The organism is Ancylobacter sp. TS-1 (assembly GCF_009223885.1).
Lineage (GTDB): Bacteria > Pseudomonadota > Alphaproteobacteria > Rhizobiales > Xanthobacteraceae > Ancylobacter.
This window is the reverse complement of the sequence record NZ_CP045144.1, coordinates 2,975,713-2,992,749: the sequence shown is the minus strand read 5'-3', so window position 1 is coordinate 2,992,749 and position 17,037 is coordinate 2,975,713. Positions and strand designations below refer to the sequence as shown.

Annotated in this window: 15 protein-coding genes; 4 read left to right on the top strand and 11 right to left on the bottom strand. The window is 69.0% G+C overall.

The window, feature by feature from the left end:
- Positions 1–4: 4 nt before the first annotated feature.
- The 3 genes from GBB76_RS14065 to GBB76_RS14055 all read right to left on the bottom strand — a co-directional run bounded on the left by GBB76_RS14065 (position 5) and on the right by GBB76_RS14055 (position 4,944).
- Positions 5–2,746 carry an HAD-IC family P-type ATPase gene (locus tag GBB76_RS14065; protein ID WP_202911107.1) on the bottom strand — a complete coding sequence of 914 codons (2,742 nt, stop codon included), beginning with the start codon at positions 2,744–2,746 and terminating at the stop codon, positions 5–7.
- A gap of 114 nt (positions 2,747–2,860) precedes the next feature.
- The gene (locus GBB76_RS14060) at positions 2,861–3,409 is read right to left on the bottom strand and encodes an ActR/PrrA/RegA family redox response regulator transcription factor (RefSeq protein ID WP_152303879.1); all 549 of its coding nucleotides are present in this window, start codon (positions 3,407–3,409) and stop codon (positions 2,861–2,863) included.
- A gap of 161 nt (positions 3,410–3,570) precedes the next feature.
- Positions 3,571–4,944 carry an ActS/PrrB/RegB family redox-sensitive histidine kinase gene (locus GBB76_RS14055; protein ID WP_152303878.1) on the bottom strand — a complete coding sequence of 458 codons (1,374 nt, stop codon included), beginning with the start codon at positions 4,942–4,944 and terminating at the stop codon, positions 3,571–3,573.
- Between the two features lie 182 nt (positions 4,945–5,126).
- Between GBB76_RS14055 and GBB76_RS14050 the strand changes: the two genes are divergently transcribed.
- Positions 5,127–6,482: a polyhydroxyalkanoate depolymerase gene (locus tag GBB76_RS14050; protein WP_152303877.1), complete on the top strand. Its 1,356-nt coding sequence runs from the start codon at positions 5,127–5,129 to the stop codon at positions 6,480–6,482.
- Between the two features lie 45 nt (positions 6,483–6,527).
- On the opposite strand, the gene GBB76_RS14045 is transcribed toward GBB76_RS14050, so the two are convergent.
- Entirely contained in the window at positions 6,528–7,430 is a 903-nt protein-coding gene (locus GBB76_RS14045) for a LysR family transcriptional regulator (protein ID WP_152303876.1), read from the bottom strand.
- Between the two features lie 120 nt (positions 7,431–7,550).
- On the opposite strand from GBB76_RS14045, the gene GBB76_RS14040 reads away from it, so the two are divergent.
- Positions 7,551–8,315: an SDR family oxidoreductase gene (locus tag GBB76_RS14040; protein ID WP_152303875.1), complete on the top strand. Its 765-nt coding sequence runs from the start codon at positions 7,551–7,553 to the stop codon at positions 8,313–8,315.
- Positions 8,316–8,371: 56 nt separating this feature from the next.
- Here GBB76_RS14040 and phoB read toward each other — a convergent pair whose 3' ends face one another.
- The 7 genes from phoB to GBB76_RS14005 all read right to left on the bottom strand — a co-directional run bounded on the left by phoB (position 8,372) and on the right by GBB76_RS14005 (position 15,202).
- A complete protein-coding gene (gene phoB / locus GBB76_RS14035; protein ID WP_013168815.1) occupies positions 8,372–9,073 on the bottom strand; it encodes a phosphate regulon transcriptional regulator PhoB in 702 nt (233 codons plus the stop codon).
- A gap of 50 nt (positions 9,074–9,123) precedes the next feature.
- Complete coding sequence (gene phoU, locus GBB76_RS14030; protein WP_152303874.1) at positions 9,124–9,837, bottom strand: phosphate signaling complex protein PhoU; 714 nt, start codon at positions 9,835–9,837, stop codon at positions 9,124–9,126.
- Positions 9,838–9,862: 25 nt separating this feature from the next.
- Positions 9,863–10,684 carry a phosphate ABC transporter ATP-binding protein PstB gene (gene pstB, locus GBB76_RS14025; protein WP_152303873.1) on the bottom strand — a complete coding sequence of 274 codons (822 nt, stop codon included), beginning with the start codon at positions 10,682–10,684 and terminating at the stop codon, positions 9,863–9,865.
- Between the two features lie 8 nt (positions 10,685–10,692).
- Positions 10,693–11,526 carry a phosphate ABC transporter permease PstA gene (gene pstA, locus GBB76_RS14020; RefSeq protein ID WP_152303872.1) on the bottom strand — a complete coding sequence of 278 codons (834 nt, stop codon included), beginning with the start codon at positions 11,524–11,526 and terminating at the stop codon, positions 10,693–10,695.
- Positions 11,527–11,540: 14 nt separating this feature from the next.
- The gene (gene pstC, locus GBB76_RS14015) at positions 11,541–12,509 is read right to left on the bottom strand and encodes a phosphate ABC transporter permease subunit PstC (protein WP_152303871.1); all 969 of its coding nucleotides are present in this window, start codon (positions 12,507–12,509) and stop codon (positions 11,541–11,543) included.
- A gap of 188 nt (positions 12,510–12,697) precedes the next feature.
- A complete protein-coding gene (gene pstS, locus GBB76_RS14010; RefSeq protein WP_152303870.1) occupies positions 12,698–13,738 on the bottom strand; it encodes a phosphate ABC transporter substrate-binding protein PstS in 1,041 nt (346 codons plus the stop codon).
- Between the two features lie 165 nt (positions 13,739–13,903).
- The gene (locus GBB76_RS14005; RefSeq protein WP_152303869.1) at positions 13,904–15,202 is read right to left on the bottom strand and encodes an ATP-binding protein; all 1,299 of its coding nucleotides are present in this window, start codon (positions 15,200–15,202) and stop codon (positions 13,904–13,906) included.
- Positions 15,203–15,335: 133 nt separating this feature from the next.
- On the opposite strand from GBB76_RS14005, the gene ppk2 reads away from it, so the two are divergent.
- Positions 15,336–16,382, top strand: a complete 1,047-nt coding sequence (gene ppk2 / locus GBB76_RS14000; RefSeq protein ID WP_152303868.1) for a polyphosphate kinase 2 — start codon at positions 15,336–15,338, stop codon at positions 16,380–16,382.
- A gap of 57 nt (positions 16,383–16,439) precedes the next feature.
- Positions 16,440–17,006, top strand: a complete 567-nt coding sequence (locus tag GBB76_RS13995) for a hypothetical protein (protein WP_246668931.1) — start codon at positions 16,440–16,442, stop codon at positions 17,004–17,006.
- Positions 17,007–17,037 lie beyond the last annotated feature (31 nt).

Sequence of the window (17,037 nt, the reverse complement as noted above, 5' to 3'; positions counted from 1 at the left end):
CGCCTCACATCTGAGAGGCATCGAACAGGCGCAGCCGGCGCAGCAGCGCCTTTTCCAGCTCCAGCACCGCCAGCAGCCCGACGCCGATCGCGACGATCATCGCGCCGTCGAGGAAGGCGACCGGGCGGGTGTCGAAGATCTCCTGCATGACAGGCAGATAGGTGAAGGCGAACTGCCCGGCGACCACCGCCGCCAGCGCGATCAGCACGGCGGGCGTGCCGAGCACCCCGCGCCAGGTGATCGAGGTCATGTGCATGAAGCGCACATTGAAGAGATAGAAGATCTCCATCACCACCAGCGTGTTGACGACGATGGTGCGCGCCATCTCCAGCCCCTGCCCGCGCCAGAGCGACTGGAAGAACACGGCGAAGGACACCAGGGTGAACAGCACCGACACCAGCACGACCCGCCACAGCATGAAGCGGGTCAGCAGCCCGGCATGGGCGGGCCGGGGCGGGCGCTCCATGATGCCCGACTCGGTGGGCTCAAAGGCCAGAGCCAGCCCGAGCGTCGCGCTGGTCGCAAGGTTGATCCAGAGAATCTGCGCCGCCGACATCGGCATGGCGACGCCGAACAGGATGGCGCCGATCACCGCCAGCACCTCGCCGCCATTGGTCGGCAGCGTCCAGGCGATCATCTTGCGGATATTGTCGTAGACGGTGCGCCCCTCCTTCACCGCCGCGACGATGGAGGCGAAATTGTCGTCGAGCAGCACCACCTCGGCGGCCTGCTTGGCGGCCTCCGTGCCCTTGCGGCCCATGGCGATGCCCACATCCGCCTGCTTGAGCGAGGGGGCGTCGTTCACCCCGTCGCCGGTCATCGCCACCACCGCGCCGGTGGATTGCAGCGCGCGCACGATGCGCAGCTTGTTCTCCGGGCTGGTGCGGGCGAAGACCGCCGTACGCGCGGCAATGCCGACGAGATCGGCGTCGGAGGCAGCGTCGACCTCGGCGCCCGTCACGACAACCGGGTTCTCCGCGAGGCCGAGCTGGCGGGCGATGGCACCGGCGGTGGCGCCGTGGTCGCCGGTGATCATCTTCACGCCGATGCCGGCGCTGCGGCATTCGGCGATGGCGGCCACCGCCTCCGGGCGCGGCGGGTCGATGAAGCCGACGAGGCCGAGGAAGACGTACCCCTCGGCCACATCCGGGAAGCCGAGCCGCGCCGGCGGCGCGTCGAGACGCTTCGCCGCGAAGCCCAGCAGGCGCTCGCCCTGCGCCGCCGCACGAGCGATGGCGGCGTCCCACATTGCCACGCCCGGCGTGTCGCACATCGCCAACACCGCCTCCGGCGCCCCCTTGACGAAAATGGCCGCCTCGCCCTGCGGGCCGCGGTGCAGGCTCGCCATGAAGCGGTAGGTGGCATCGAAGGGGATTTCGTCGAGCCGCGCCCAGTTGCCGCGCTCCAGCGCCGGGCTGACCCCCGCCTTGACCGCAAGCGACACCAGCGCGCCTTCCATCGGGTCGCCCTCGACCCGCCAGATGCCCTTTTCATTGTGCAGATGGGCGTCGTTGCACAGCAAGGCGCAGCGCAGCAACTCGTCGACGACCCCGGCGGGATCGCCGGAGCCCTGCCAGGACAGTTCCCCCTCGGGGGCGTAGCCGGTGCCGGACACCTCGATCTCGACGGCATCGCCGCCGCGCGGCAGGATCAGCCGGCGCGCCGTCATCTCATTGCGGGTCAGCGTGCCGGTCTTGTCGGAGCAGATGACCGAGGTGGCACCGAGCGTCTCCACCGCCGGCAGCCGGCGGATCACCGCGTTGCGCGCCGCCATGCGCCGCACGCCGATGGCCAGCGTGATGGTGATGACCGCCGGCAGGCCCTCCGGCACCACGCCGACGGCGAGCGCCACCACGGCGATGAGCGCGTCGGTCCAGCCATAGCCACGCATCGCCACGGCGAACAGGAACAGCGCCGCCGCGCCGGCGATCGCCAGCCAGGTGAAGCGGCGGGCGAAGGCGTCGACCTGGCGCAGCAGCGGCGTCGCCAGCGGCTCGACCTCGGCGATCAGCCGGCCGATGCGGCCGATCTCGGTATTCGCCCCGGTGGAGACGACGATGCCCGCGCCCTGCCCGGCCGCCACCGTGGTGCCGGAGAAGGCCATGGAGTGGCGGTCGCCAAGCGCGGCACCGGCGGCAGCGGGTTCCTCGCGCTTGGCGCTCGCCACCGATTCGCCGGTGAGGATCGCCTCGTCGATCAGCATGCCGCGCGCGCGGATCAGCCGCGTATCGGCCGGCACGCGGTCGCCGGCCTCCAGCAGCACGATGTCGCCCGGCACCAGCTCGTGCGCGTGCACGCTGACACGCAGGCTGGCGCGCATCACATTGGCATGGGGAGCGATCATGTCGCGGATGGCCCGCAGCGCCTGCTCGGCCTTACCCTCCTGCACGAAGCCGACGAGGGCGTTGATCACCACGACGGCGAGGATCACCCCGGCGTCGATATGGTGGCCGAGAGCCAGCGCGGCCGCCGCGCCGGCCAGCAGGAAATAGATCAGCGCGCTGTTGAACTGGGCGAGGAAGCGCACCAGCGGGTGCCGGCCGGCGGGCTCGGGCAGGGCATTCGGCCCATGGCGGGCAAGGCGCGCGCGCACCTCCTGCGCCGTCAGCCCGGCCGGGGTGACATCGAGGAGATCGGCCACCTCCTCATGCGCGAGAGCGTGCCACTCGGCGGCGGCAGGCAGCTCGGTCGGGCCGGTTTCGTTCAGCGGCGGGGCTGCGGGCGGCGTGGCAGTGGCATCGCTCATCGGTCCGGGGGCACTCGCTGACGTTGCGTGATGCCTCAAGCCTAGGCGGACGATGCCCGCCCGCCTACCGGAGATTCCCCTATCCGACGTCGCCGCAAGGCGCGCGCTGGCCCCTCAGCGCGGGGCGCGCTTGGCGAGGATGCGCTGGAGCGTGCGCCGGTGCATGGAGAGACGGCGCGCGGTCTCGGAAACGTTGCGCCCGCACAGCTCGTAGACGCGCTGTATGTGCTCCCAGCGCACCCGGTCGGCCGACATCGGGTTCTCGGGAAGCTGGGGCTTGTAGTCGCCCTGCGCGTTCAGCGCCGCGCAGATGTCGTCGGCGTCGGCGGGCTTGGCGAGATAGTCGACCGCGCCCATCTTCACTGCGTTCACGGCAGTGGCGATGTTGCCGTAGCCGGTGAGGATGATGCCCCGCGCCTCGGGCCGGCGGCGCTTGAGCGCCGAGATCACGTCGAGGCCGTTGCCGTCGCCGAGCCGCATGTCGACCACCGCGAAGGCCGGCGCCCCGCCTTCCACGCTGGCGAGCCCGTCGGCCACGGTTTCCGCCGTGGTGACGGTGAAGCCACGCGATTCCATGGCGCGGGCAAGGCGCTGCAGGAACGGCCGGTCGTCGTCGACGATCAGCAGCGTGCGGTCCTGCATTTCCAACGTGGTATCGAGCATTTCGAGCTTTCCCAGAGGCGGGCCGCACCACCCGCGCACCGCCATGCTGTCGTGGCGGGACGGATACCGGCGGACGCGGCGAGACGGTGCGTCCCTTCGTTCGACTTTTGGGCGAGTTTATACCCCGCGCGCGGCAAGCGCAAAACGTCGCAGCCGACGGCTCACGCCGGGGCGGAGTCGTCCTCCCGCACCCCGCGCTCGCCGGAGATGTCGATCACCCGCCGCAGCCAGCGCACGCTTACCATGGCGCCATGGGCCGGCGGGGGGCGATTGACGAAGGCAAGCTCGGCGCCGGAACGCTCCAGCAGGGTCTTGGCGATGAAGACGCCAAGCCCGAGCCCCTCCTCCACCTCCTCGCCCTCCGCGTCCACGCCCCGCCGCCAGCGGTTGCGGCCACGGCTGGTGACATAGGGCGCGCCGATGCTGTCCACCAGCTCGGGCGGGAAGCCGGGGCCGTCATCGGTGACGGTGATGGAGACGTCGAGCTCGGTCCAGTTGGCGACGATGCTGACCCGCTCCTGGGCGAAGTCGACGGCGTTCTCGACGATGTTGCCGAGGCCGTAGAGAAGGCCCGGATTGCGCGCGATGATCGGCTCGTCGTCGTTGCGGGTCGGCAGCGTCACCTCGATGGCGATGCCGAAATTGCGGTGCGGCGCCACCACATCCTCGATGATGTGGGAGATCGGCATGCGGTCGAAGGGGGCGTCTCCGGCACCGAGCGAGGTGAGCGTGCGCAGGATGGCGCGGCAGCGATCGGCCTGCTCGCTGACCAGCCTGATGTCGTCGCTCAGCGCGCTGTCGGGCGGCAGCGAGCGGGCGAGCTCCTTGGCCACGACGGTGATGGTGGCGAGCGGGGTGCCGAGTTCATGGGCGGCGGCGGCGGCCAGCCCGTCGAGCGCCGAGAGGTGCTGCTCGCGCGCCAGCACAAGCTCGGTGGCGGCCAGCGCCTCCGACAATTCGCGCGTCTCCTCCGCCACCCGCCAGGCATGGACGCCGATGAAGGCGATGGCGATGGCGAGCGCCAGCCAGATCGCCGCCAGATAGATCGGCGGCAGTTCCGGCGGCGCCCCGATCACGCCGTCGGCCGCCCAGGGCAGCGGCATCTGCCAGAGCCCGACCAGCGCCGCGCACACCGCCGCCAGCATGCCGAGCAGCACCGTCGTGCGCGGCGACAGCGCCGTCGCCGAGATCAGGACGGGGGCGAGGAAGAGCAGGGCGAAGGGATTGGCTAGGCCGCCGGTGAGGAACAGGAGGGCGGCGAGCTGGAGGATGTCATAGGCCAGAAGCCACGCCGCTTCGGCGTCGGAGAGCCGCCGCGCGCCCGGATTGCGCAATCGCAGGGCGAGGTTCAGCCAGGCCGACAGGGCGACGACGGCGAGGCAGGCGCCGATCGGCAGCGGCAGGCCGAACAGCCACTGGACGACCACGATGGCCAGGGTCTGGCCCGAAATCGCCAGCCAACGCAGGCGGATGAGGGTATCGAGCCGCAGCCCGAAGAAGCGTTCGCCGATGGGATGGTCGAGCGAGAGCGACATGAACCTGCCCCGTCCCCGGCGCCGGAACGGCGCCATCCGACCCTCTATAGCCGCAGAGGCGACCGGAGGGCGAGAGCGCGTCCTCGTTGACGGCGCCGCGAAAGAGCCTATCTATGCTGCAACGCACAAGAAGAGCGGGCCCGGCGAGGAGATGCGCGACGGGGCCGACACAGGAGGTATTCATGGCGATCGGCGTATTCGGAGACGTGCCCGACGCGGCCGAGGCGGTGGCAGCGCCCGCAGCGGCGATCGATACGGCCTCGTCGCTTTCCAAGCCGCTTTACTGGATGTTCGAGATGGGCCATGCCGCGCTCGACCCGCTGCGCGTGATGGCCGATGCCGGCCGGCTGTTCTACCGCAACCCGGCCAACCCGCTGTCCCATACCGGCTTCGGCAAGACCATGTCGGCCTCGTTCGAGATGTTCGAGCGCACGACGCGGCGTTACGGCAAGCCGGACTGGGGCATCACCGAGACGGTGGTGGGCGCCACCCATGTTCCCGTCGAGATCGAGACGGTGTGGCAGCGGCCCTTCTGCCGGCTGCTGCATTTCAAGCGCGACTTTCCGCACGCGCCGCGCCGCCCGCAGCCGCGCATGCTGGTCGTCGCCCCGCTCTCCGGCCATTACGCGACGCTGCTGCGCGGCACGGTGCAGACGCTGCTGCCCACCCACGACATCTATGTCACCGACTGGGAAGACGCCCGCAACGTGCCGATGGCCGAGGGCCGCTTCGACCTTGACGACTATATCGACTATCTGATCGAGATCTTCCGCCACCTCGGCGGCGGGGTCCACGCGCTGGCGGTCTGCCAGCCGGCGGTGCCGGTGTTGGCCGCCGTCGCGCGGATGGAGGCGATGGACGACCCGAGCGTGCCCGCCTCCATGGTGCTGATGGGCGGGCCGATCGACACGCGCGAGAGCCCGACGGCGGTGAACATCTTCGCCCATGGCCGCGAGATCGACTGGTTCCGCCGCAACGTGATCACCACCGTGCCGTGGCCGAATGCCGGCGTCATGCGGCAGGTCTATCCCGGCTTCCTGCAACTGCACGGCTTCATGTCGATGAATCTGGAGCGCCATCTGCGCGCCCATGCCGACATGTTCGGCCATCTGGTGAAGGGCGACGGCGATTCCGCCGCCAAGCACCGGGAGTTCTACGACGAGTATCTCTCGGTCATGGACCTGCCGGCGGAATATTATCTGCAAACGCTGCAGACCGTGTTCATCGACCAGTCGCTGCCGAAGGGCCAGATGACCCATCGCGGCGAGAAGGTCGATCCCTCGAAGATCCGCAACGTCGCGCTGCTGACCGTCGAGGGCGAGAATGACGACATCTCCGGCGTCGGCCAGACGCGGGCGGCGCACCGGCTGTGCTCGAACCTGCCCGACGACAAGAAGGCGCATTATCTCCAGCCGACGGTCGGCCATTACGGCGTGTTCAACGGCTCGCGCTTCCGCGCCGAGATCGCCCCGCGCATCGCCGACTTCGTGCTCTCGCACAACTGGCCGAGGAAGGGCGACAACCGGCCGGCGGAATAACACCGCCGGGCTCGGTTCCCCGCAGGCGGACCGTTGCGGGCCGGCCTAGAGTCCGGCTTCCCAATAGGGCGGATCGCCGAAAGCCTCGCGCAGGCAGTCGGCCAGAGCGCGCAGCTTGGTCGAGGGGCGGCGCCCCTCGGGATGCGCGACATAGATGAACTCGGCTTCCGGTTCGGCGCCGACATCGACCACCCTGAGCGTACCCGCCCGGATGTCCGGCCCGGCGATGAACAGCGGCAGCAGCGTGATGCCGAGCCCGGCGATGGCGGCGTCGCGCATCACCACGCCGTTGTTGACCCGCAGCCCCGGCCGGCCGCGCACCTGCACGGCCTTCTCCCCCACCTCGAAGCGCCAGTCGGCGATGCCGCGATGGGTGTAGAAGATGCCGCGATGGTCCTCGAGTTCCGCGAGATTGCCCGGCGCCCCGTTGCGCTCGACATAGTCGGGCGAGGCGACCAGCACGCGCCGGCTGCGCGCGAGAATCCAGGCGGTCAGCGGGCTGTCGCGCATCGGATCGTGTCGCACAACGCCATCATAGCCCTCGGCCTGCGCATCGACGACGCGGTCGTCCAGCTCGATGGTCAGGTCGATCTGCGGATGGCGGCGCAGGAACGGGTAGAGCGCGGGGCCGAGATGAAGGGCGGTCAGCGACACCGGCGCCGAGAGGCGCAGCGGGCCGGAAAGCGTCCCGCGCCGCTCGGCGAGCGTGGCGGCCGCCTCCTCGAGACCGCGTAGGGACTGCGACGCCAGCTCCAGAAAAACGAGACCGTCCTCGGTCAGCGTCAGGCGGCGTGTCGAGCGATGCACCAGCCTTGCGCCGAGCTGCCGTTCGAGCTGCGCCAGCCGGTCGCTCACCACGGACTTCGCCAGCCGCAGCCGGCGGGCCGCCTCGCTGATCGAGCCCGCCTCGGCGATGGCGACGAAGGCGGCAATGCCGTCGAGTTTCATCGTTCGGTTTCTCCGGACACGATTTCCGCCGTTTGCAGGCTAATCCGAACACGACGTTATCACCATACTACTCGCCGACGCGCCGCCATGGGCGGTCTTGGACATTGCGAGGAGACATAGATGGGACGTCTTGATGGAAAGGTGGCACTGATCGCCGGCGCCAGTGCCGGCATCGGCCGGGCGACGGCGGTGCTGTTCGCCCGCGAGGGGGCGAAGCTGGTGCTGGGTGCCCGGCGGCAGGCCGAGCTCGACGCGCTGGCGGCGGAGATCGTCGCGGCCGGCGGCACGGCGGCGGTGCTCGCCGGCGACGTGCGCGACGAGGACTATGACCGCGCGCTGGCGGCCCTGGCGGTGGAGCGGTTCGGCCGGCTCGACATCGCCGTCAACAATGCCGGCACGCTCGGCGAAAAGGGCCCCAGCACCGGCGTCTCGGCCAAGGGGTGGGAGGACACGCTGGCGGTGAACCTCACCGGCTCCTTCCTCGGCGCCAAGCATCAGATCGGCGAGATGCTGAAGACCGGCGGCGGCTCGGTGATCTTCACCTCGACCTTCGTCGGCTACACGGCGGCGTTTCCCGGCCTCGCCGCCTATGCCGCCTCCAAATCCGGGCTGATCGGCCTCACCCAGGCGCTGGCCGCCGAGTTCGGGCCGCAGGCTATCCGGGTGAACGCGATCCTGCCCGGCGCGGTGGAGACCGACATGTTCCGCGAGGCCAACGACACGCCGGAAGCGCAGGCTTTCGTCACCGGCCTGCATGCGCTGAAGAGGGTCGCCAAACCGGAGGAACTGGCACGCTCGGTGCTCTACCTCGCCTCGGACGACTCTTCCTTCGTCTCGGGCACCGCCCATCTGGTCGATGGCGGGCTGTCGATCACCCGCGCCTGACCGTCCGGGGCGACGGTAGCTTGGGCGACGGTGGCGGCCCGGCATCGTCGCCCCGCTCAATGCGCGCGGGCGAACATCTCGTTGAAGGAATAGCCGGAGCCGCGCACGGTGCGGATCGGGTCGGGCTGGCGCGGGCGGTTGAGCGCCTTGCGCAGTCGGCCGACATGCACGTCCACGGTGCGCTCGTCGATATAGACGTCCTGCCCCCACACGCCGTCGAGAAGCTGCTCGCGCGAATAGACGCGGCCCGGCGACTGCATGAGGAACTCCAGCAGCCGGAACTCGGTGGGGCCGAGATGAAGTTCACGGCCGGCGCGATGCACGCGCTTGGTCTCGCGGTCCAGTTCGATGTCGCCGGCACGCAGCAGGGTCGAGATGTGCTCGGGCTTGGCCCGGCGCAGCAGCGCCCGCACCCGGGCCACCAGCTCGGGCACGGAGAAGGGCTTCACCACATAGTCGTCGGCGCCGGTGGCGAGGCCGCGCACGCGCTCGGTCTCCTCGCCGCGCGCGGTGAGCATGAGGATCGGCATGCGCTCGGTCTCGGGCCGGGCCCGCAGGCGCCGGCACAGCTCGATGCCGGAGAGGCCGGGCAGCATCCAGTCGAGGATGAGCAGGTCCGGCACGCTCTCGCGCAGGCGGGTCTCCGCCTCGTCGCCGCGGCCGACGCTGTCGACCGCGTAGCCTTCCGATTCCAGATTGTAGCGGAGCAGGAGGGTGAGGGGCTCCTCATCCTCCACGATCAGAATATTGGTGGGCATGGTCTGCTATCCGATCGCTCGTCGCCCCGGGGTTCGTCCCGGGACGGGCCTCAGGCCGGGAAGGCCACGCTGGTCAGGCTGCTGGTGTCCTGCTTCGGCCGCTCCTCGGTGAGCAGCTGGCCGGTGGTCAGGTAATGCACCGTCTCGGCGATGTTGGTGGCGTGGTCGCCGATGCGCTCGATGTTCTTGGCGCAGAACAGCAGGTGCGTGCACAGCGAGATGTTGCGCGGATCCTCCATCATGTAGGTGAGGAGTTCGCGGAACAGCGAGGTGTAGAGCACGTCGACCTCGCCGTCGCGCTGCCAGACGTCGAGCGCGCGGGCCGCGTCGCGGCTGGCATAGGAATCCAGCACCATCTTGAGCTGCTCGAGCACGATGCCCGACATGTGCTCCACGCCGCGCACCAGCTTCTGCGGGTGGAACTCGCCGGTGAGCGCCAGCACGCGCTTGGCGGTGTTCTTGGCGAGGTCGCCAATGCGCTCGAGGTCGTTGGCGATGCGCATCGCGGCGACGATCTCGCGCAGGTCGCCGGCCAGCGGCTGGCGGCGGGCGATGGTGAGAACCGCCTTTTCCTCGATCTCGCGCTGGAGCAGGTCGACCGGGCCGTCGAGCACGATCACCTTCTGGGCCAGTTCGGAATCGCGCTTGACCAGCGCCTGGACGGAGTCGGCGACGAGGCGCTCGGACTGCCCGCCCATCTCGACGACGCGGCGGCCGAGTTCCTTGAGGTCGGTATCGAACGACGAGACGATATGGTCGGTCATGGGGGTAGCCTCTCTCGTCGCTGGCTCAGCCGAAGCGGCCGGTGATGTAGTCCCGGGTGCGGGCCTCGCGCGGATTGGTGAAGATTTCGGCGGAGGGACCGACTTCGATCAGTTCGCCGAGATAGAAGAACGAGGTGATGTCGGCGCAGCGGGCCGCCTGCTGCATGTTGTGCGTCACGATGACGATGGTGAATTCCTGCTTCAGCTCGTCGATCAGGTCCTCGATCTTCGAGGTCGAGATCGGGTCGAGCGCCGAGGTGGGCTCGTCGAGCAGGATCACTTCCGGGCGCACCGCGATGGTGCGGGCGATGCACAGGCGCTGCTGCTGGCCGCCCGACATGCCGAGCGCCGAGGTGTGGAGACGGTCCTTGGTCTCCTCCCAGATCGCGGCCTTGCGCAGGCACCACTCGACGCGCTCGTCCATCTGCGACTTGGACAGGCGCTCATGCAGCTTCACGCCGAAGGCGATGTTGTCGTAGATCGACATCGGGAACGGCGTCGGCTTCTGGAACACCATGCCGATGCGCGAGCGCACGACGGTCGAATCCAGATCCTTGCCGAGCAGGTCGAGACCGTCGAACAGGATCTTCCCTTCCGCGCGCTGGCCCGGATAGAGCTGATACATGCGGTTGAAGATGCGCAGCAGGGTGGACTTGCCGCAGCCCGAGGGCCCGATCATCGCGGTAACGCGCTTCTCGGGGATCTCGAAGTTGATGTTCTTCAGCGCGTGGTTGTCGCCGTAGTAGAAATTGAGCTTCTCGACCTTGAGCTTGGACTCGGCCGACGGCGCGGTGGCGCGGTTGACGGCGGAGGCGATGTCGATCGACGTTTCGGGTGCGAAGTTCATGGTCCGTCTCACTTCATCTTCGCCAGGACGAGGCGGGAAAGGATGTTCAGGGTCAGAACCCCGACGGTGATGATGAGGGCACCCGCCCAGGCGAGCGCGACCCAGTCCTCGAAGGGGCTGGCAGCATATTGGTAGATCGCGATCGGCAGGCTGGCCATCGGCGCGTTGAGGCTGATCGACCACCCGTTATTGCCGAGCGAGGTGAACAGCAGCGGCGCCGTCTCGCCGGCCGCGCGGGCGACCGCCAGCAGGATGCCGGTGACGATGCCGGCGCGGGCCGCGCGCCAGGTGATGAAGGTGACGACCTTCCACTGCGGCGCGCCGAGGGCGAAGGCCGCCTCGCGCAGGCCGATCGGCACCAGGTTCAGCATGTCCTCCGTCGTGCGCACCACGACCGGGATGACGATGATGGCGAGCGCCATCGCGCCGGCCCAGCCGGAGAAGCCGCCGAAGGGCACCACCAGGAGCTGGTAGACGAACAGGCCGATCAGGATCGAGGGGGCGGAGAGCAGCACGTCGTTGACGAAGCGCACGCAGTTGCCGATGTGCGTGCCGCGCCCGTTCTCGGCCAGGAAGGTGCCGCAGAGCAGGCCGACCGGCGTGCCGATCGCCAGCGCGACGCCGATCTGGATCAGCGAGCCGACGATGGCGTTGAGAAGACCGCCGCCGGCGCCGGGCGGGGCAGTGATCTGGGTGAAGACGTGCGGGCCCAGGGCCGGCAATCCGCGGGCCAGGAGGGTCCACAGGATCCAGGCGAGGAAGACGAGCGAAAGCGCGGCGAAGCCGGTCGAGATCGCCTTTGCGGCGTAGTCGGTGGCGCGACGGCGGGCGAGCGATGCCATGATGATTTCTCCGCTCAACCCTTGGTCCGCACCAGCATGCGCGAGAGCGCAAGCACGATGAAGGAGATGACGAAAAGGATGAAACCGAGCTGCAGCAGAGCCTGCAGCTTGAGCGAGCCGGTCGAGGCCTCGGGGAACTCGTTGGCGATGGTCGAGGCGATGGTGGCGCCCGGTGCGAACAGCGAGGCGGACATGCGCGTGGCGTTGCCGATGACGAAGGTCACGGCCATCGTCTCGCCCAGCGCGCGGCCAAGGCCGAGCATGACGGCGCCGACCATGGCGGTGCGGCCATAGGGCACCGAGACGTTGCGGTAGACCTCATAGGTGGTGGCGCCGACGCCGTAGGCGGATTCCTTGATCATCGGCGGCACCGATTCCAGCACCTCGACGAACATCGCGGTGATGAAGGGCAGGATCATGATCGCCATGATCAGGCCGGCGGTCAGCATGCCGGCGCCGAGCGGCGGGCCCTGGAACAGCGCGCCGATCAGCGGCAGCGGACCGAGCCACTCGATCAGCGGCGGCTGCACATAGGCGGCCATCAGCGGGACGATGACGAAGAAGCCCCACATGCCGTAGATGATGGAGGGCACGGCGGCGAGAAGCTGGATCGCCACGCCGATCGGGCGGCGCAGCGGCCCGGGCGCGATCTCGGTGAGGAAGAAGGCGATGCCGAAGGACAGCGGCAGCGCGATCACCACGGCGATGACGGCGCTGAAGAGCGTGCCGAACACCATGACGCCGGCGCCGAAGCGCTCGGTGACCGGGTTCCAGGTGGTGGACCACAGGAAGCTGATGCCGAACTCGCGCAGGGCCGGCAGGCCGCCCTCGAACAGCATCGCGATGATGAGGCCGAGCAGGATCAGAACGAAGATGCCGCAGCCCCACAGGAGCCCGACGAAGACCGGATCGCTGACACGGCCGGTCGGCTTGCGCGCGGCGACGAGGCTGTCTGCCTGCGTTCCGCTGAGAGTGGCGTCCATTTATGTGGTCCTTCGGGCGTCCCCGACCCGCGCCGTGAGGCGGCCGGCGGGAGGTATGGCACAGGAGGCGCGGGCGACAGTGACGGATAGGGCAAGACGCGCAAGGCAGGCACCAGCCTACGCGGCGACCGGCAGGACGAGAAGGGGCGGCCGCGCTCGCGGTCGCCCCTCCCGAAGTCCGATGTCGATCAGTTCGTCCAGACGGGCTTGCCGTCGGCCTTCACTTCGGTCGCCCAGGCCTTCTTGATCTCCTCGACCACCGAACCCGGCAGCGGGATGTAGTGCAGCTTCTCGGCGGCGGCGTCACCTTCCGGGCCATAGGCCCAGTCGAAGAACTTGATGACCTCGGCCGACTGCGCGGCGCTGGCCGGGTTCTTCGGCAGCAGGATGTAGGTCGCCGAGGTGATCGGCCAGGCGCCGTCGCCGGCGGTGTCGATCATCGAGGCGGCGAAGTTCTTGGCGTGGGTCCAGTCGGCCGCAGCGGCGGCTTCCATAAAGGCCTTGACGCTCGGCGTCACGACCTTGCCGGCCTTGTTCACGAGGTCGGTGGTGGCGAGCTTGTTGGCGGCGGCGTAGATGAACTCGACGTAGCCGACCGCGCCCTTGGTGTTCTTCACGGTACCGGCAACGCCTTCATTGCCCTTGGCGCCCGCGCCCGTCGGCCACTGCACCGAGGTGGCGGCGCCGACATTGGCCTTCCAGTCCGCATTGGTGGCGGCCAGGTAGGAGGTGAACACGAAGGAGGTGCCCGAGGAGTCCGAACGGTAGACCGGGACGACGGCGACGTCAGGCAGCTTCTTGCCCTTGTTCAGCGCCTCGATCTTCGGGTCGTTCCACTTGGTGATCTTGCCCTGGTAGATGTCGGCGAGCACGGCGCCGTTCAGCACCAGGCCCTCGACGCCATCGAGGTTCACGATGGCGACCACCGAGCCGATCACGGTGGGGAACTGCAGCAGGTTGGCCGCTTCCAGCTTGTCGTCCTTCATCGGCGCGTCGGAGGCGCCAAAGTCGACGGTGCGGTTGACGATCTGGTTCTGACCGCCGCCGGAGCCGATGGACTGATAGTTCAGGCCCGTGCCCGTCTTCGCCTTATAGGCGGCAGCCCAGGACTGATAGACCGGGGCCGGGAAAGAGGCGCCAGCGCCATTGATGTCGGCGGCAAAGGCGCCACCGGAGAACACGGCGCCAAACGACAGCGCCGCAGCGCCGAGGATATGAGTGAATTTCAAGGGTCTTCTCCTTAGGTCGGGAGACCGGCTGCATCGCGGAAGACGCAACCTGATGCGCGATTGGCCGGAGGGCGGATGAGGTACACAGGACTCTTAGCGCCCCGTCACCAAGGTTCTATGACCCTTCAATGAAGCCTTGATGACATCGCAAGTCGTTGGCTGCGATCAGCTTTTCTTCTCTTCCGCCGGAGCGGCGGAAAGGCGCACGGAGAATGTCGAACCCTCGCCCGGAACGCTCTCTATGCCGAGCCTGCCGCGGTGGCGGGCAACGATGTGCTTGACGATGGCCAGGCCCAGACCCGTGCCGCCCTGCTCGCGCGAATGGGCGGTGTCGACCCGGTAGAAGCGCTCGGTCAGGCGCGGCACATGCTCGGGCGCGATGCCCGGCCCGTAGTCGCGCACCGAGACCACCACGTCCGAACCCTCGCGGGCGACGCCGATCTCGACCCGCCCGCCGGCCCCGCCATATTTCAGCGCGTTCTCCACGAGGTTCTCGAAGACGCGGATCAGCTCGTCGCGGTCGCCGCGCACATTCACCGGCGGCGCGGGATGCTCGAAGGCGATCTCCACCCCGCGCTCGCGCCCCAGCGGGCCGAGGGCATCGCGCACATGGCTGATGACCGAGACGAGATCGACCTCCGCCTCGGGGCGCAGATGCGCATTCAGCTCGATGCGCGAGAGCGACAGCAGGTCGTCGATGAGGCGCGACATGCGCCGGGCCTGCTCGCCCATGATCTTGAGGAACCGCTCGCGGGCGCTGGAATCGTTGCGCGCGGGGCCCTGCAACGTCTCGATGAAGCCGGACAGCGAGGCGAGCGGCGTGCGCAGCTCATGGCTCGCATTGGCGATGAAGTCGACGCGCATCTGCTCGACGCGGCGCTGCGGCGTCAGGTCGACGAAGCCAAGGAGCACCGCCTCGGTGGGCGCTCCCTCGCGCACCAGGCCGGGCCGGATTGGCACGATGTCGGCACGCAGCCAGCGATCGAGAGGCACCCGCTCGGCGAATTCGATGCGGCGCGGGCGCCCGTCGGCCGCCGAGGCGCGCAGCGCCTCCAGCACCTCCGGCACGCGCATGGCGAAGGACACCGGATCGCCCACCCGCACACTGGCCAGCAGACCCACCGCCCCGGCATTGGCGGCGAGCACCGTGCCGCGCCCGTCGAGCAGCAGCGCGGGGTCGGGCAGCGCGCGCACAAGGGCGGGCAGACGCTCTTCCTGGCGCGGCGAGGACTTGGGCTCGCCGCTGAAGCGGGCGAGCGCGGCCGCCACCGGGCGCCGGCGCGCCGGCACCAGCGCGGCCGAGGTGACCAGCGCGGCGATGAGGAAGGCGGCGCTCGGCTCGATGGCGCCGAACCAGGCGGCGATGGCGAGCCCGGCCGCCGTGGACGACAGGATCCAGCGCGCGCCGGCGAGACGCTCGCGCAGCGTGTCTTCCGTCAACTGCGTTGAATCACCGAGGGCCATGCCCGACGTTTCCTGCGAACCGCTTCTCTGGATATGCTGTCCCCGCGCCGCAGGGGAAGAGGATTCGTCCCCGGCGCGCGAATCGAGGAAGGGCGACACGAGGCCCTTTATGTTCCAGTCGAGAGGCTTCCATATGACGAAGAAGCCCGCCAGTTCCCCGGCGAACGCATCCCCCGCGAAATCCGCCTCCGATGCCGCCGCCGGGCGCACGTCCCCGGCCGACGAGGCCGGCGCCAGCAAGGACAAGGGCGGCAAGGACAGCAAGGCCGGCAAGAGCAGCAAGGCCGGCAAAACCGGCAAGGGCATCGGGACGCCATCGCTCGCCGCCGCCATCGCGGATTTCAGGGTCGACGCCCCCGAGCTGTCGCCGCTGATCGAGGAGCGGGCCTATGGCAGCGGGGGATATCCCTATGCCGACCGCCCCAAGCGCAAGAGCTACGAAAAAGACCTGCACGCGCTGCAGATCGAGCTGCTGAAGCTGCAGGAATGGGTCAAGGCCACCCGTGAGCGCGTGGTGATCGTGTTCGAGGGACGCGACGCCGCCGGCAAGGGCGGCACCATCCAGCGCCTCGTGCAGCACCTCAATCCGCGCTTCGTGCGGATCGTGGCGCTCGACAAGCCGAGCAGCATCGAGGCGGCGCAATGGTATTTCCAGCGCTATGTCGCGCACATGCCGCCGCGCGGGGAAATCGCGATCTTCGACCGCTCCTGGTACAACCGCGCCGTCATCGAACCCGTGATGGGATTCTGCACCCCGGCGGAGACCGCGCATTTCCTCGAACAGGTGCCCGCCTTCGAGAAGATCCTGCTCGACGACGGCATAAGGCTGTTCAAGATCTGGCTGGACGTCGGCCGGGAAATGCAGCTCACGCGGCTTTATGCGCGCTACCGCGATCCGCTCAAGCGGTGGAAGCTCTCGCCGGTGGACCTCGCCGCACCCGCCCGCTGGGATGCCATTTCCGCCGCGCGCAACGCGATGTTTCTCGCCAGCCAGGAACCCGCGCCGTGGACCGTCGTTCTCGCCAACGACAAAATGCGGACGCGACTTGGTGTCATACGTCAAATCCTCGCACAAATACCGTATGAGGGCAGGGATGACCGGGTGGTCGCCATTCCCGATCCGGCCATCGTGCTTGACGGGCGCGATTTTCTCGCGCGTCCCGGCATGGCGACCCCTTAACCGTGGGCCTGATTGATGCGCAGCCTCGATATCGCGGCATTGTTGCTCGGCGTCGGCATGTCCCTCGACGTCCTCTCGGCCGCCGCCGCGGAACCGCTGCCGCTGCCTGCCGTCGACTACCGCGTGCGGGCGAAGGCGCCGCAGGGCTCGGAGATCGACGTCGCCCATCATGAAGGGCGCCTGCGCATGGACGTGCGCAACGAGACGCTGATCGGCACGATGACCGGGCTGGTCGATCTCGGCCAGAGCGAGGTGATCTTCATCGTCGACGTGCCCGGCATGGACACGCTCGCCGTGCGCACCGCGCTGCCGCCGGGCTATTCCTTCGCCGACGCCGCCCGCGAGGGCACCCGCGCGGGCACCGACAAGGTGGCGGGGGAGGCCTGCGACCTCTGGCGCATCGACGTGAAGGCGGGCAAGCCGCCGCTGGACAGCTGCATCACCTCGGACGGCATCGTGCTGCGGACCTCGACCGTCATCGACGGCAAGCCGACCGTGGTGTTCGAGGCGCTGGAACTCGCGCGCGGCGCGCAGGACCCGGCCCGCTTCGCGGTGCCCAAGGGCGTGAAGGTGACGAAGCTACCGGCCAGCATGCTCGGCCTGCTGCCGGGCTTCGGGCGCTAGGAAGGCGTCCGGGCGGGCCGCCGGCCGCCCG

Bases quoted from the DNA above. Each gene is read 5' to 3' on its own strand.
- GBB76_RS14005 (WP_152303869.1), bottom strand. From the start codon at position 15,202: ATGGCCCTCGGTGATTCAACGCAGTTGACGGAAGACACGCTGCGCGAG.
- pstC (WP_152303871.1), bottom strand. From the start codon at position 12,509: ATGGACGCCACTCTCAGCGGAACGCAGGCAGACAGCCTCGTCGCCGCG.
- GBB76_RS14040 (WP_152303875.1), top strand. From the start codon at position 7,551: ATGGGACGTCTTGATGGAAAGGTGGCACTGATCGCCGGCGCCAGTGCC.
- pstA (WP_152303872.1), bottom strand. From the start codon at position 11,526: ATGGCATCGCTCGCCCGCCGTCGCGCCACCGACTACGCCGCAAAGGCG.
- GBB76_RS14055 (WP_152303878.1), bottom strand. From the start codon at position 4,944: ATGTCGCTCTCGCTCGACCATCCCATCGGCGAACGCTTCTTCGGGCTG.
- ppk2 (WP_152303868.1), top strand. From the start codon at position 15,336: ATGACGAAGAAGCCCGCCAGTTCCCCGGCGAACGCATCCCCCGCGAAA.
- pstB (WP_152303873.1), bottom strand. From the start codon at position 10,684: ATGAACTTCGCACCCGAAACGTCGATCGACATCGCCTCCGCCGTCAAC.
- phoB (WP_013168815.1), bottom strand. From the start codon at position 9,073: ATGCCCACCAATATTCTGATCGTGGAGGATGAGGAGCCCCTCACCCTC.
- GBB76_RS13995 (WP_246668931.1), top strand. From the start codon at position 16,440: ATGTCCCTCGACGTCCTCTCGGCCGCCGCCGCGGAACCGCTGCCGCTG.
- GBB76_RS14065 (WP_202911107.1), bottom strand. From the start codon at position 2,746: ATGAGCGATGCCACTGCCACGCCGCCCGCAGCCCCGCCGCTGAACGAA.
- phoU (WP_152303874.1), bottom strand. From the start codon at position 9,837: ATGACCGACCATATCGTCTCGTCGTTCGATACCGACCTCAAGGAACTC.
- GBB76_RS14060 (WP_152303879.1), bottom strand. From the start codon at position 3,409: ATGCTCGATACCACGTTGGAAATGCAGGACCGCACGCTGCTGATCGTC.
- GBB76_RS14045 (WP_152303876.1), bottom strand. From the start codon at position 7,430: ATGAAACTCGACGGCATTGCCGCCTTCGTCGCCATCGCCGAGGCGGGC.
- GBB76_RS14050 (WP_152303877.1), top strand. From the start codon at position 5,127: ATGGCGATCGGCGTATTCGGAGACGTGCCCGACGCGGCCGAGGCGGTG.